General features: G+C 43.0%; 6 protein-coding genes. 5 read left to right on the top strand and 1 reads right to left on the bottom strand.

Annotated features, from left to right (window positions below):
• The first annotated feature begins 78 nt into the window (after nt 1–78).
• The 5 genes from QJ048_RS15580 (at nt 79) to QJ048_RS15560 (ending at nt 13948) form a co-directional block, all read left to right on the top strand.
• On the top strand, nt 79–1860 hold the full coding sequence (locus QJ048_RS15580) for a GDSL-type esterase/lipase family protein (protein ID WP_282335322.1): 1782 nt from the start codon (nt 79–81) through the stop codon (nt 1858–1860).
• A gap of 248 nt (nt 1861–2108) precedes the next feature.
• Entirely contained in the window at nt 2109–4466 is a 2358-nt protein-coding gene (locus QJ048_RS15575) for a glycoside hydrolase family 3 N-terminal domain-containing protein (RefSeq protein ID WP_282335321.1), read from the top strand.
• A 641-nt stretch (nt 4467–5107) separates the two neighbouring features.
• Nucleotides 5108–8380 carry a glycoside hydrolase family 2 protein gene (locus QJ048_RS15570; protein ID WP_282335320.1) on the top strand — a complete coding sequence of 1091 codons (3273 nt, stop codon included), beginning with the start codon at nt 5108–5110 and terminating at the stop codon, nt 8378–8380.
• A gap of 51 nt (nt 8381–8431) precedes the next feature.
• Nucleotides 8432–11296 carry a glycoside hydrolase family 3 C-terminal domain-containing protein gene (locus QJ048_RS15565; RefSeq protein ID WP_282335319.1) on the top strand — a complete coding sequence of 955 codons (2865 nt, stop codon included), beginning with the start codon at nt 8432–8434 and terminating at the stop codon, nt 11294–11296.
• Between the two features lie 114 nt (nt 11297–11410).
• Entirely contained in the window at nt 11411–13948 is a 2538-nt protein-coding gene (locus tag QJ048_RS15560) for a glycoside hydrolase family 95 protein (protein ID WP_282335318.1), read from the top strand.
• 61 nt (nt 13949–14009) lie between these two features.
• Here the strand turns inward: QJ048_RS15560 and QJ048_RS15555 are convergent, their stop codons facing one another.
• Entirely contained in the window at nt 14010–15935 is a 1926-nt protein-coding gene (locus QJ048_RS15555; RefSeq protein WP_282335317.1) for a PAS domain-containing sensor histidine kinase, read from the bottom strand.
• Nucleotides 15936–16182: the final 247 nt, after the last annotated feature.

Genomic DNA, 16182 nt, shown 5'->3' with positions numbered 1-16182 from the left:
AAGTGCCTTTCACCACCGGCTATGAATACCGTGTGATTGGAAGAACCTTTCTAACGAATAATACGAAAACTAGTTTTAATGAAATCTGTCAAGAATATATTGATGTTGCTAGTCTGCACGATGTTGATCGGTAACATCAACGCACAGGCTGTTAATGCATCAACGCCTGATTACACAACAGTGCCAATGCTCGATTGGGAGAAGAAATTCTCAGATTTCTCTTTTAATGTGTACAAAAAGAACGACCATGTTTTGCCTTACAGGCTTTACAAACCAGCAGTGCAAAACGGAGGGAAATATCCGCTGGTATTGTTCATGCATGGAGCCGGAGAAAGAGGCGTTGACAATCGCAAGCAGTTCCTTCGTTTTTCGTGTACGAAGTTTTGGGAAAAATATCCATGCTATGTTTTAGCACCGCAATGTCCGGAAAGAAAAGATGTAGATAACGATGCTGGCGCAGTGTGGGTATATACGCCTTTTGGTGGACAGAGCCATACAATGCAGAGAGAGCCTACATGGCCAATGCAGTTATCCATTGAATTGCTTGATAAAATCATTAAGGAGAATAACATTGATCGCGATCGCATTTACATAACGGGACTTTCAATGGGCGGCTTTGCTACATGGGAAATGTTACAGCGTCATCCGGAGTTGTTTGCTGCAGGTGTGCCTGTTTGCGGTGGTGGCGACACTGCTTTTGCGGGAAAGCTTTCGCATGTTCCGCTTTGGGTATTTCATGGCGATGCTGACAGCACCGTGCCGGTAACGCGTTCACGTGCAATGGTGCAGCAGATTGTTTCAAAAGGAGGCCATCCGCGATATACAGAATATCCCGGTGTTGGTCATGATTCATGGAGTAGAACGTACGCAGAAAACGAAGTTTGGGATTGGTTGTTTGCACAAACAAAAAAGAAAGCTTCTCCTACGAAAATTGCACCTGGTTCGCTGGAAGATAATCACATCAAATACTTTGGCCGATGGGATCAAAGCAATGCTGCCGAATATGTGAGCAGATGGGGCGGGGCTTATTTTAAAGTTGCATTCACCGGCACGAAAGTGAAATTGAAAACAGGTACGAACAAAACAAACTACTACGTCAAGATAGACAATGGTCCCTGGATCAGTTATAAGAATGTAAGCGATACAATTGATCTCACACCTACTGCGTTGTCAAAAGGAAAGCACATACTTAGTGTTGCGCAGGGCAAGGATTACAATTATGTCTTTAGTTTTCATGGATTGATTTTGGAACCTGGCGCTGTAACGTCTGATCCTCCTGTGTCTCCGTTTCTTATTGAGTTTATCGGCGACTCGATTACAGCAGGTTATACAGATGACCAGGCAAATGTTTCTGATTATGCATGGATAAGTGCAGAAAAACTTGGCGCGGAACACACTCAGATTGCTTACCCCGGCATTACGCTGGTAAGTGGATATCCTAAGGGTGGCATGGATAATCAGTACTTCAGAATGGGTTCGCCTGCATCAATTGTGAGCCCTATGTGGGAGATGAACAAATATGTTCCGGACATGATTGTGATTAATCTTGGTACAAATGATAACAATAAGCGTGTGCCGGACAGTGTGCTGCAGGCAAACTATGCAGAGTTCCTTTTCAAAATTCGCAGTCAATTTCCCAACGCACAAATATTGGTGATGCGAACATTTCTTGGCGTGAAAGCAGTGCCAACATTGGCTGCAGTGAATGTACGCATCGCTGCAGGTGATACAAAACTACATTATGTAGATACAGATGGATGGCTGACGAAGGCTAATTATGGCGATGGTTTGCACCCAAGCGTGGTGGGACAGATTAAAGCAGCGGGGTTGTTGATACCTGTGATTGAGAAATACAGGTGATTTGAAAATTTGAAAATTATTTCAGTGCAGATTTCAATAAAAGCTCTTAACTCGCTGAACTGAATACAGAAATTAGTAGAGGCTCGTGTCGCACGCAAAGCATTTTCAAATTTTCAAATCCTTAAATTTTAAAATTGTTCCGCTATTTAGTGTCCATGAGACTGAAATCATTCCGGAATTTTAACTCACAGCTTTGCGTATTGATTTTTTTTCACAATTTTATATCTCTTTAAAAAGGTGATCGCATAATGAATAAAATTTTGATAGCGCTGACTTTGTCGGTAACATGTTTAACTAACAATGTACTTGCTCAGTCAGTGAAAAAGAACGGCTGGATAGACTTTAATAAGAATGGCAAAAAAGATGTTTACGAAGATCCGGCACAACCCATTGATAAGCGTGTAAGTAATTTGCTGTCGCAAATGACAACGGAAGAAAAGACTTGCCAGCTGGCTACATTGTACGGCTATGGCGCTGTTTTGAAAGATCGTTTGCCACAAGCCGGATGGAGAGACAGTGTGTGGAAAGATGGCATCGCTAATATTGATGAACAACTTACGGGGCTGCGTAAGGACACAATGTATGCTTATCCATACTCGTCCCATGCAGGTGCCATCAATACTATACAAAAATGGTTCGTTGAGCAAACACGTTTAGGTATTCCTGTTGATTTTACCACAGAAGGTATTCGCGGTTTGAATCACATGAAGGCTACGTATTTTCCTGCGCAGATTGCACAGGCATGTACTTTCAACAAAGAGCTTGTGCATAAAATTGCACGGGTTACCGGAAGAGAAGCCAAAGCATTGGGCTACACAAATGTGTACTCGCCAATACTGGATGTAGCGTCAGATCCGCGTTGGGGAAGAATTGAAGAAACTTATGGTTGCGATCCGTTTCTTGTTGCGGAGTTAGGCAGGCAAAATATAACGGGCATACAGGAAAACAAAATTGTGTCGACTGTAAAACATTTCGCAGTGTACGGCATTCCTGTTGGTGGCCGCGATGGAGGAACCCGCACCGATCCGCATGTGGCGCCGAGAGAAATGTGGGAACTGTATCTTGAACCATTCAGAGTCGCATTTGAGGAGGCTGGAGCAATGGGTACAATGGCTTCTTATAATGATTACGATGGTGTTCCCATCATTGGCAATTATTATTTTCTTACTGATATTTTGCGTAAGCAATTTAAGTTTAAGGGATATGTAGTGAGCGACAGCCATGCATTTGAAGATCTTTGGGATAAGTATCATGTTGCGGTTGACACCGCAGATGCCGCTAAGCAGGCACTTACAGCAGGCATGAATGTGCGTACGGATTTTGCGGCACCTCGCCCGTACATTATGGGCATAAGAAGGGGAATTAAAAATGGCAGCATACCTATGAGCGTGATCGATCAACGCGTGAGCGAGGTGTTGCGTGTAAAATTTTGGTTGGGACTTTTTGATGATCCTTATGTAAAAGATACAACGCTGGCAGACGGCCTCGTGCACAACCAGGAAGCGAAAGATCTCGCTGCATTAGCGGCTAAGCAAAGTATTGTTTTGTTGAAGAATGATAACAACACATTGCCTTTGAACAAGAACAGCATAAAAACCATCGCGTTGATAGGCCCCAATGTAAAAGAAGAAAAGAGTTTGCTCTCACGCTATGGTCCGGTGCATACAAATGTTGTTACCTTTTACGATGGCATTATAAAAGCGCTTCCGTCAAACACAAAAGTCTTGTATGCAAAAGGTTGTACACACACCGACAAAAATTTTCCTGAAAGCGATATAGAAGATTTTGCTCTTACTGCAGATGAGGATGCAGCTTTGAAAGAGGCTGTTGACGCCGCTTCTGCGGCAGATGTAGTTTTGCTTGCTTTAGGAGACAATGAAAATACAATTGGTGAAACACATTCAAGACTTAACCTGAAATTGCCGGGCAGACAGGAAGAATTGGTCAAGCGTATTGCGGCATTGGGCAAGCCAACTGTGCTGGTGTTAATGGGCGGTCGCCCTGTGACAATTAATTATGCGAGTAAAAATTTACCTGCCATCATTGAGACCTGGTACCTTGGTGAATCAATGGGAGATGCTATGGCATCTGTTTTATTTGGTGATTACAATCCTGCCGGTAAATTGTGTGTGCCGTTTCCCAAACATGTAGGACAAATACCGCTTTCCTTTCCTATGAAGCCGGCGGCTGATGGAGTAGGTGATGCCAACGTGCGTGGCTTTCTTTATCCGTTTGGATTTGGGTTGAGTTATACAACATTTGCTTACAGCGATCTTAAAGTGAATGCCGATCAATACGCTTCAAAAGGCGAGGTGACAGTAACTTTCAAAATAAAAAATACCGGGAAATATGCGGGTGATGAAATCGCCCAATTGTACCTGCATGATCAGTTAAGCTCGGTTTCGACTTACGTAAGAAAGCTGCGCGGCTTTGAAAGGGTTTCCCTTCAACCCAGTGAAGAAAAATTGGTAACGATGGTTTTGCACGCAATAGATTTTTCCTTGATCAACCGTGAAATGAAACGCGTAGTTGAACCGGGATGGTTCGATATTTTGGTCGGAGCGAGTTCGGAGGATGTGCGGTTGAGTGGGAAGATTAAGCTCTAAGAATAACTGAATAAACTGAAGGGTTGAATAAAATCAGCGTCGTCATTGCGAGGCCAGAGAAATCTGAGTGCTCGAATTACAAAAGCTACATCAAAATTCGGAGGCGGCCGAAGCAATCTCACTGATAGGCCCTAAGATTGCTTCGGCAATTCCCGCTATTGCGTTATACAGCACAATATCAGACAACACGCTCGGCTTGCCTCGCAATGACGAGTGCGAGTGGTCGTCATTGCGAGACCTGCAGACAATGTGACTCGCGTTTAGTCAAGATGCTTGCACCAAGTGAATCGGTCGAAGCAATCTTCCTTACTATTGAGAGATTGCTTTGGCAATTGCCGCGATTGCGCCATACAGCACAATATCAGGCAGCATGCTCTGCTTGCCTCGCAATGACGTGTGCGTTTCGTTATCGTTTCAATGACTCAACCTTCAGTTATTGGGTTGCTCAGTTATTGAGTTATTGAGTTCTTCAGTTTATTATAAAGAAATTCCGGTACTAACGTTCTATTAATGTTTTATTACGATTTTATTAGTCTCTCAAAGCTTTCTTTGGTGGCGATATTTAATTTGTCATAGGTAGATTTTTTCGACGAGTTCGGAGTTTACCAGTGTTGGATTTTTAACCCACAATCAGCTTTGTAATGCTTGCTTTATTAAAAAGAAACAAAGGAGTTGCTTTCGCTCTGTTGACATGTTGCATGAACCTTGGTACAAAGGTCAATGCGCAGCAGCAAAATTTTCATCATGATTTTGCCCCCTCCGAAGATCGGACTACTTCGATCGAACGTCCCTTCAGGGATGATATTTGTTTGAATGGTTCCTGGAAATTTTTTCCTGAAAGAAATGTTCGCGGTTTTTCAAAAGATCAGTTACGCGATCCCGCATTGCCCAAAAGTTTTTCATGGGAAAATGTTGCGGTAAAAATTCCATCACCATGGAACATCAACAGTTTTGCGCAAGGCGGCGGCGATTTCGTGACTTATCCCAGCTATCCAAAAGATTGGGACACTGTGAGGGCCGGTTGGCTCATGCGCAAATTTGTTTACAAAACAGAATGGAAAGGTAAGCGCCTGGTATTGCATTTCGATGCTGTTGCCGGATTCACCAAAGTGATACTTAATGGAAAAAAAGTGGGAGAGAACTATGATGTCTTCCTTCCTTTTGAAGTAGATATAACTGACGAGATAAAACAGGACGGCGAAAATGAATTACTGTTGTGGGTTGCAGATGCTGATCTGCTCAACGAGCCAGGCAAGTATGGAAAAAGATTGTACGTAGGCGGCTCCTTCTGGGGGCAACACATCAATGGCATTTGGCAAGATGCATACTTACTCGTAAAGCCCGAGGTATACGTAGCTAATGCTTTCATTAAAGCGCAGGTCGATAAAGATTCTTTACAGGTTGAATATACTTTGATAAATACGACTAACGCAAAAAGAACCATCGACCTTGGTGGAACTGTTTCCCAATGGATCAATCTTGCCGGTAAAAGTATTACCGAAGCGCCTGAAGTAAAATGGACACTCGATAATAAAGAAGCGCTTTCTATTCCATCTCAAAAAGTAACGCTTGTGGCAGGTGAAAAAAAGATAGTGACACTTTCCGTTGCTGTTAAAGGTAAGCTGAAGACATGGTCGGCTGAAGCGCCTAATTTATATGGGCTCGTGACAACATTGAGCAATGGCAAAACTATCGTTGATAAACAATATGAACGCTTTGGTTGGAGACAGTTTAAAATAGAAGGCGATAAACTATACCTCAACGGACAACGCGTTGCAATGAAGGGCGATTCATGGCATTTCATGGGCATTCCTCAAATGACGCGCCGTTATGCATGGGCCTGGTACTCGATGTTGAAAGACGCTCATGCAAACGCTGTTCGTTTGCATGCACAACCTTACCCTTCGTTCTATCTTGACATGGCCGATGAAATGGGTATCTATATTCTTGACGAAACAGGATTGTGGGCAAGCGATGGCGGCCCTAAAGAAGATGCAGAAGTATATTGGACAAATGCAGCTGATCACCTGAAGCGCTTCATTCTGCGTGACCGCAATCATGCATCTGTATTTGGATGGAGTGTTTGTAATGAGAATATTCCTGTAGCTGTGTATGTGCATCACTCGCCCGATAGCCTTGTCAACAAACAGTTACAGGAGATCAATCATTGGGTGGCGATCACAAAAGAGTTGGATCCGACAAGAAACTGGATCTCCGGTGATGGTGAAACAGATCGTCCTACTGATCTGCCAACAATCATCGGTCACTATGGCGATGAAAACTCTTACAAGAACTGGTCATCAAAAGGAAAGCTGTGGGGCATCGGTGAATCAGGAATGGCTTACTATGGTACGCCAAGGCAAACGGCACAATACAATGGCAATCGCTCTTATGTTTCTCAACAGGGTAGAATGGAAGGCGTGGCAATAGAAGCAGTGCGGTTGCTTAACGGACAAAAGAAATACGATGCTTCTTACTATTCTATTTTTAATGTGGTATGGTATGGATTAAAGCCACTTGAGTTCGGATTAAAAGATACAAGCAGAGCTCCAAAATCAACCGACGGAATTTTCTTCGATGCATTCAAAGAAGGTCAGCCGGGAGTGCAGCCGGAAAGGCTCGGGCCATATACCAGCACATTGAATCCGGGTTATGATCCTTCATTGCCCATGTACCGCACATGGCCGTTGTTCAATGCCATACAAGCCTCTTATGCTACGAATGTTCCTATCAGTGATTATGACAAAATAGAAGATAAACCAACGACTGATGATAAACGCAAAACGTCCTATTCAAAAATAATGATCTTGTCTGCAGATCCTGAAGCTAAGCTGGCTACGCTGTTCAGGGATCTTGGTGTACAAGCAGAGGATAAGCTTTCTGCAACAGATCATGCGCTGGTTATTGTAGACGGAAAATTTCCTCCAACCGATAAATCATCTATTTCGCTCTGCAGTGCTGTTACAAACAAGGGCGGTGATATCTTCATTTGGGGTGCCAATGAAAAAACACCTGCAGCCGTAGCATCTTATCTTCCTTTCGCGGTAAATGTTGTTGATCGCAAAGCCACTTCGTTTATCAAAGAAAATGATGATCCTCTTTTGAATGGTTTTGGTAACGGTGAACTTTACTTCAGTGAGATGGCGTCGCAACCGCTGGTGAATTATTGTATTGCGGGTGATTTTGTCAACAAAGGAAAAGTGCTGTTGAGTGCTTGCAATGCCGACTGGAAGGCCTGGAACGGCAAGGCGGAATATTCTAAAACCATTTCCCTGATTAAAAGCGAAAGAGAAAATAAAGCAGTTGGCAATGTGATGGTCGTATATTCATCGGGCCAGGGAAATATTTATTTCACCACACTTGATCCACAGGCAATCTACAAAACATCTGAAAGAGTATTGTATGCCCTGTTGGCAAATCTTGGTGCAACGTTCAATGCTCAAGCAGGTAAAGATCTTTCAGCGATAGATGGCGATGGTGTTCTGCAATACGCGATGTTTTTGGATTCTGTAGCAAATGGTAAAACAACATCAAGAACGCTAAGTGCTTCTTCGAACGGTACATTGGATGCGAGCGATATTCAACAAAGCAAGGATGGGAACAACTTCACTAGCTTTTGGGTGTACAGTCCCCGCTCGCTGGTGAATCTTTTGTCAGAGCCGGATATGCCGGTGTTAGATATGGATATCACTACCAAAAGTCCGTGGCAGGTGTATTTGAATGGAAAGGCCGTAGATGCCGCTTCCATTGAAAATAAGAAAGATGGTAAAATTATTCATTCACTGCCGCTGGATAAAGGTTGGAACCATTTTCTTATTCAAAACGTGCAAAGAAATAATTTGGGCGTGCAGGTAAAATTCATTTCTACCCAGAAAGATTTTGTCGAAAAGCTTCGTTCAAAAATTTCCCAATAAAAATTTAAACAGATTCAACTAACAATAGCCAACAATTAATCAAGAGCGTTTATGAAGAAGAATCTTTCAAAAATTATTTTCGGTTTCTTTTTACTACATGCCAACGACACACAGGCGCAAACAAAATATTTCATGTCAGCTGTAGCGTCTGTTAACCAGGCAGCTGTTGGCCAGTCTTTCGATGGTGATACGAAAACAGGCTGGGCATTGCGTAGCAATGATCTTAAGAAAGAACAATCGGTGTTGTTTACTTTATACAAGCCCGGCAACATTAACGGCTTACACATTGTTACCGATAATCTCACTGCTGATGTGTTAAAAAAATCGTTGACAATATACGTCACTTACGATCCTATGAACCTTGGAACGCCTGTTACCTACAGTGTTTCGGGGAGCAAGACGTTTGATGTTTCATTTCCCGCAAAATATGGTGCGCATTTAAAGATGGTGATAAAAGAAAGTAGCATCAAAGCGCCTGTTACTTTCAAAGAGATCACAGTAGAATATGGCGGTGCTATGACTGATGCGACTGAACTAAAAAACAAACCGTGGCTAAATGCATCGCTCCCTGTAAATGAGAGAGTGCTTTTGCTACTGAACGTAATGACACCTGCGCAAAAGATGGAATTGTTGAGAGAAGGCTGGGGCATACCCGGCATTCCTTCTTTGGGCATTCCGTTTGTGAACAAGGTGGAAGCCATTCACGGTTTTTCGTATGGAAGCGGCGCTACTATTTTTCCGCAATCAATTGGTCTTGGTGCAACATGGAACAAGCAGCTGATAGAGAAAGTTGCAGAAACAATTGGTGATGAAACGGTGAGCGCAAACACTGTGCAGGCATGGTCTCCCGTGCTTGATGTGGCGCAGGATGCGAGGTGGGGACGTTGCGAAGAAACTTATGGAGAGGATCCTGTGTTGGTATCGGAAATAGGTGGAGCATGGATCAAAGGCTATCAATCAAAAGGATTGATGGTTACACCAAAACACTTTGCTGCACACGGTGCACCGCTGGGTGGTCGCGACTCTCACGACATCGGATTGTCTGATCGCGAAATGCGTGAGATACATTTGGTTCCTTTTCGTCACGTCATCGAAAAGTACAAATGTCAATCGATCATGGTTGCTTACTCTGATTTCTACGGCGTGCCTGATGCAAAAAGCAAAGAGTTGCTCAAAGGCATTCTTCGCGAGGAGTGGGGATTCGATGGCTATGTAGTTAGCGATTGCGGTGCAATTGGCAATCTTACAAGTAAGAAACATTTTACGGCAACGAATGTAGTAGAAGCAGCGAATCAATCGCTTGCCGCAGGCGTAGCAACTAATTGCGGAGATACGTACAACAATCCGAAAGTGATAGAAGCTGCAAAGAACGGAGGTCTCAATATGGATGATCTCAATTTCACTTGCAGTACTTTGCTCGCAACAATGTTTAGGAACGGCTTGTTTGATCATAATCCTGCAAAGTCTTTAAACTGGAACACTATCTATCCGGGTTGGAACAGTCCTGCACATAAAGAAGTGGCGAGACAAGCGGCGAGAGAATCAATTGTGTTGTTGAAAAATGAAGACAAGGTTTTGCCGCTCTCTAAAAAAATATCAACTATTGCAGTGATAGGCCCGGGCGCCGACGATTTACAACCCGGCGATTACACTGCGAAACTTCAGCCCGGACAACTTGTTTCTGTTCTATCAGGTGTGAAGAAAGCTGTTGGCACTGCAACGCAGGTGTTGTTTGAAAAGGGGTGCGAGTTTTATTCCACAGATAGTTCGCGCATAAAAGACGCGGTTGCTGCTGCGAAAAAAGCAGAAGTCGTAGTAATGGTATTGGGCGATTGCTCAACAAGTGAAGCGATGAGTGGTGTTAAAAAAACTTCCGGTGAAGCGAATGACTATGCTTCTCTTATTTTGCCAGGATATCAGCAAAAATTATTGGAAGCGGTTTGCGCCGCTGGAAAACCTGTTGTATTGATTCTCCAATCGGGTAGGCCATACAACTTAACTTATGCTTCCCAACATTGTAAAGGCATATTGGTAAACTGGCTTCCGGGACAGGAAGGCGGCTATGCTACTACCGATGTATTGTTTGGCGATTACAATCCCGCAGGTCGCTTGCCTATGACCTTTCCGAAGGATGTTGCGCAGTTGCCATTGTATTACAACTTCAAAACATCAGGAAGGCAGTATGCGTATGTAGATATGCCATTCTATCCTTTGTATCCTTTTGGATATGGCTTGAGTTATACCTCTTTTAATTATTCGGATTTAAAGACTTCAATAAATGACGATGGCTCAATAAATGTTACGGCAATTGTTACCAACACTGGCAGCGTTGCAGGCGATGAAGTAGTGCAACTATATGTTACTGATATGTATGCAAGTGTGAAAACCCGCGTAACAGAGTTGAAAGATTTTTCCCGTGTAACGCTCGCTCCGGGTGAAGCAAAGAAAATATCGTTTACGCTAAGCCCTTATCAATTATCTTTATTAAATGACGAAATGGATAGAGTGGTAGAAGCCGGTGATTTTAAAATTTTGGTTGGTGGAAAAAGCCCTTCCTTTAAAGCATCGGATGAAATTAAGAACAGTGTTGCATTTGCCACCAGTGTAGAAGGCGTAAGTACTATGTTGCATTACAATAAAAAGTTTGCAGCATCATTTAGCATAACTACCGGAAATATTTTTGTTGACAGCATCATCGGAAAAAAGATATTGCCCGTGCTCGTTAAGAACAGTGGCAATCTTACAGATGTTGGAACTGTCTCGATGTATATAAATGGAAGTCGTGCGGATGATGTGCATCACTTTGAAGTAGAACCCGGTAAAGAAAAGCAAGTGGCATTTGTTCTTAATGAAGACATAGCAGGTAAACAGGTAACGTTTACAAGTAAACATGTGAGTATAACAAAACAGTTTTAATTGTTGACATAAATAGTAGCGTATCACAAGACCTGACAGGGTTCTAAAAACCTGTCAGGTCTTGTAGCACCTAAGTTGACCGTCATGCGACTCCTTAAAATCGAGAATGATTATATGTATAAACAGAAAAAAACGATTGCAAATTCGAATTGGATAAAAATTCTGGGTGGTATTTTTTTTCAAATCTCTTTCATTTCAACCTTTTCACAGGATCGCTTAACAAAAGAAGATTCTACATTGCCAGCCTCTCAACGCAATGGGAAAATAACAGCGCAATGGTATGACCGTGCGGTTTTTTCTGGAAAGGGAGATGGACCACAGAAAGAAAATGTTTTGTGGTACCGCACATCTGCAAAGGTGTGGGAAGAAGCACTTCCAATAGGCAATGGAAAGTTGGGTGCGATGATATTTGGCGGTGTTACTGATGAACGCATTCAGCTAAATGAAAGCACACTGTGGGATGGGTTTGCGCAGGATGCTAGCAATCCCAATGCATTAAAAGCTTTACCGGAGGTACGTCGTTTATTATTTGAAAATAAAAACAATGAAGCGGTTGAATTGGCGGGTAAAACCATGATGGGAAATCCGTCGCGCATCAAGCCCTATCAATCGCTGGGAGAATTGTGGTTTGATATGCCTCTGGCCAATGCAGAGAATTATGTTAGAAGTCTGGATTTGTCAACTGCAATCGCGACGGTGCAGTACCGTTTGAAAGACGCTACATATACAAGAGAAAGTTTCGCAGACGCAGCAAGTAATGTGATGGTTGTTCGTTTTACGGCAAGTAACAAAGGCAGCATTGGTTTCAATCTGAGATTGAGACGTGCAAAAGATGCCAACTGCGTTCCCGTTGCAGACGATAACCAGGCACTACTGCTTAGCGGACAGGTGTCGGTGAAAGACAGTACAGGGAAACAAAGAGGAGTTAGGTTTGCCGCAGAAGTTAAAGCTGTTGCGGAAGGTGGAACAGTAGAAGTCAAAGACGGCGTGTTGTCCGTGCATGAGGCTACGTCCGTTACATTGTACATAACAGCGGCGACAAATTATCCGGGTTTGTTGCAATTGGCAAAGGGTGTACAGACCTCAAATATTGATCCTGAAAAAGAGTGTAATAAAACTCTTCGCAAAGCCATTACTGTTCCTTACGCTCAATTGAAATCGCAACATATAAAAGACTATCAACGCTATTTTAATCGTGTGGCAATTAATTTGGGAAAGGTTGCTGATACATTAAAGACGTTGTCTACAGATGAGCGCCTTGCACAAGCCCGTGTGAATGGAAAAGCGGACAATGATCTGATCGCAACATACTTTCAATACGGACGTTATTTATTGATCTCCTCTTCGCAGCCGGGCGGCATGCCTGCTAACCTGCAAGGTTTATGGGCATGGCAAATGAATCCACCATGGAACGCAGACTTTCACACGAACATCAATGTACAGATGAATTATTGGCCCGCAGAAATAACCAATCTTTCTGAAATGCATTTGCCATTGTTTGATCTTAGCAATGCATTGGTGAAGCCCGGTGAAAAAACAGCACGTACGGAATACGGAGCACGCGGTTGGGTGGTGCATCACCTCACCGATGCATGGGGTTTCACAGCTCCTGCAGACGGTCCGCAAGGCATTTGGCCAATGGGCGCCGCATGGCTCGCACAGGATCCATGGGAGCATTATTGTTTTACAGGAGATAGAAAATTTCTTTCTTCTACGGCTTATCCTTTGATGAAAGGTGCTGCTTTGTTTATGCTCGACTTTCTTGTGAAAGCACCGGAGGGTACGGCTTGTGCAGGTAAGCTTGTAACTAATCCATCATACTCACCGGAGAATGAATTTGTATTGCCTAACGGAAAAGTATCTGTTTTTACATATGGAGCTACAATGGACCTTGAAATTATTCATGATCTGTTAACGCACTGCATCGAAGCAAGCAAAATACTGAATGTAGACGCTGATTTTAGAAAGCAATGTACTGAGACATTACAGCAATTGGCACCAATCCGCATAAGTAAAACAACGGGGAGAATAATGGAGTGGGCAGAAGATTATAAAGAAACAGATCCGCATCATCGTCATACTTCGCATTTGTTTGGATTGTATCCCGGCAACCAGATTACCGTGAATGGTACACCAGAGCTTGCAGAAGCTGCACGTAAAACATTAGAGGCAAGAGGTGATAACGGTACGGGCTGGAGCCTCGCATGGAAGATCAATATGTGGAACAGGTTGCAGGATGGCGATCACGCATATAAATTGCTATCGGTGCTGCTAACAACAAAAACGCTGCCCAATCTTTTTGATAACCATCCTCCATTTCAAATAGACGGAAACTTTGGTGCAGCTGCCGCCATAGCAGAAATGTTTTTGCAAAGTCAGCAACAAACGACAAACGGCAGTTATGTTGTTCAGCTGCTGCCTGCGTTGCCGCATGCATTTGAAACAGGCGCTGTTAAAGGGTTGGGTACACGCGGAGGCTTTGTGGTGGATATGGAATGGGCAAATGGAAAACTGGTAACTGCAACCTTTACTTCGAAACTTGGCGGAGAATTGAATGTTCAGTTGGGCGATAAGACCGTGAAATTTTCGACGATGAAAGGAGAATCGGTCCGATTGGATGGAGAGTTGAAGAAGGTTACAAGTCAAAATTAAAAATTCAAAAGTCAGAAAGTTTATTTTCCGTAACCATCCTGATAATAAGCTTTTTGACTTTTTACTTCATAATAACCAGATGAGCAGGAAGCAATATTACAAACGTAGAGCCTTTATCCCGTTCGCCGAATGCATATATATAGCCCTGGTGATTCTCAATGATTTTTTTGCAAAGGGCAAGGCCGATGCCTGTTCCTTTGTAAGCGGATTTTGAATGCAGCCGCTGGAAAATCTGGAATATTTTTTCTGCATACTGTTGTTCAAAGCCGATGCCGTTGTCTGTAAAAGAAATTTCCAGCACACGCTCTGAGTCCAGTATTGGTACGCCATCTGGAAGTTGGTCGTTGAACAGGAATCGTGTACTAATGTTTATGCAAGGGGTTGTTTCGCAAAATTTTATCGCATTGCTGATCAGGTTTGCAAACAGTTGTCGCAATTGAGACGGCAGCCCCATTATTACAGGCAATTGCTGCGATTGAATTTGAGTGCCTGTTGTATTGATTAGTGTTTCATAGTCTTCAAGAACTTCTTTCAGAATGAGGTTAAGATTTGTTTTTACAAACTGAGTTTCCTGTCGGTCAATTCTGGAATATTCCAGGATGCTTTCTACAAGACCTGACATTCGCTCGGCAGATGATTTTATACGATTAAAATAATTTGCCGGCATCGGATCAAGGCGTCCATTTTTCTCAATGATGTCTATGAATGTTTGAATTTTCCGCAAAGGCTCCTGCAGATCGTGACTGGCTATATAAGCAAATTGAGCAAGATTCTCATTTGACTTTAGCAGGTGTTCATTCATTCTGCTGAGATCAGCTGTGCGTTCGGCAACCGTTTGTTCAAGTATTTCTTTGGTGGTTTTTTCGTCGGTAATATCCAGCATGGTGCCAATGATCTTTTCTGCATCACCATTCGAAGAGAAATATACTTTGCCTCGCACTCTTGCCCATCTGATGGCTTTCGATTCCTGAACAACGCGGTATTCGATGTCGTAGTCACCGCTGTCTACATTTGTCATAGCCTCTTGCAGCCGGGCATTTACAAGATCTTTGTCTTCCGGATAAATAGCCTCCATCATAACTGCCCAGGTAAGCGCTTTGCTCCATGTACCGAAAATATTGGCCGTTTCTGTTGAGTAGGCAAGGTTATGGTTTTTGATATCAAACGACCATGTGCCAAGTCTTGCTGTCTCGATGGCAAGCCGGTATCGTTCCTCACTCTCACGTAAGGAAACTTCCTGCATCTTTTGAAGTGTGATATCACGTGCAATTTTCGAAGCACCTACTATCTTGCCATTAGCATCTTTTATCGGCGAAATTGTCAGAGATACATTCAGCAGCTTTCCGTTTTTGGTAATGCGAACGGTTTCATAGTGTTCAATGCGACTACCTCTGCGAAGATGTTCCTGGATCATGGATTCTTCGTTCCATAGATTTCCGGGAATAAGTTTAAAGATCAGTTGACCGATCATTTCATCGGCAGTGTAGCCGAAGATTCTTTCTGCGCCTGCGTTCCAGCTGGTAATTACGCCATCGAGTGTTTTGGAAATGATGGCGTCGTCGGAGGTTTCAACGATGGCGGCCAGGTGTGCTTCTTTTTGTTGGTTTATATTTTGACTTAGAACGCTTTCGCAGTTAACAATAAAGCCAATGTGTGCGCCTTCTTCATCATGGAGATATCTGAGATTGGTTTTGACAAGTGTTCTTTTACCATCAGATTTTTCAACGAGCATGTTGTGTATCGACAGCTTGCCGTTCATTATACTTTCGGTTGAAAACGGTGCAAATGGCTGTCCTTTCTCGTCAAAAGTTTTCCATGCGGCGGTCCATTTTTCTTTGCCGGGTTCAGGCCTGCGGCCCCAAAGTTTTGCGGATGCTTCGTTGTAAAAAACAATAAAGCCATTGCTGTCGCAAATGTATACAGCATCTTGCTGTGGGTCTAAAACCTGTTGCAATAAGTATTTAGTATCCGGAAATGTAACGCTCATGGTTGTGTAAGTCGCATGGGGGTAAAGGAAAAACGATAACAATAAATATTGTGCCAGTGGTAATTCGGGTCGGATATTGGATTATCAACGAAAACATAAATTACAAAATAAACGGTAAGTGTGGGTAAAACATTCTACAATTTTTCCTGCATGTCGTTCGAACGCAATTTGAAAATTTGAGGATTTGAAAATTTGAAAATGCTTTGAGTGTATCTCCCTAATTGATTTAATCATTCTTGCGATGCAA

Origin of the sequence: Pinibacter soli (genome assembly GCF_029961145.1) — a bacterium.
Lineage (GTDB): Bacteria > Bacteroidota > Bacteroidia > Chitinophagales > Chitinophagaceae > Pinibacter > Pinibacter soli.
The sequence above is the reverse complement of the archived record's forward strand: the minus strand, read 5'-3'. Positions and strand labels throughout refer to the sequence as shown.

Bases quoted from the DNA above. Each gene is read 5' to 3' on its own strand.
- QJ048_RS15575 (WP_282335321.1), top strand. From the start codon at position 2,109: ATGAATAAAATTTTGATAGCGCTGACTTTGTCGGTAACATGTTTAACT.
- QJ048_RS15570 (WP_282335320.1), top strand. From the start codon at position 5,108: ATGCTTGCTTTATTAAAAAGAAACAAAGGAGTTGCTTTCGCTCTGTTG.
- QJ048_RS15555 (WP_282335317.1), bottom strand. From the start codon at position 15,935: ATGAGCGTTACATTTCCGGATACTAAATACTTATTGCAACAGGTTTTA.
- QJ048_RS15565 (WP_282335319.1), top strand. From the start codon at position 8,432: ATGAAGAAGAATCTTTCAAAAATTATTTTCGGTTTCTTTTTACTACAT.
- QJ048_RS15580 (WP_282335322.1), top strand. From the start codon at position 79: ATGAAATCTGTCAAGAATATATTGATGTTGCTAGTCTGCACGATGTTG.
- QJ048_RS15560 (WP_282335318.1), top strand. From the start codon at position 11,411: ATGTATAAACAGAAAAAAACGATTGCAAATTCGAATTGGATAAAAATT.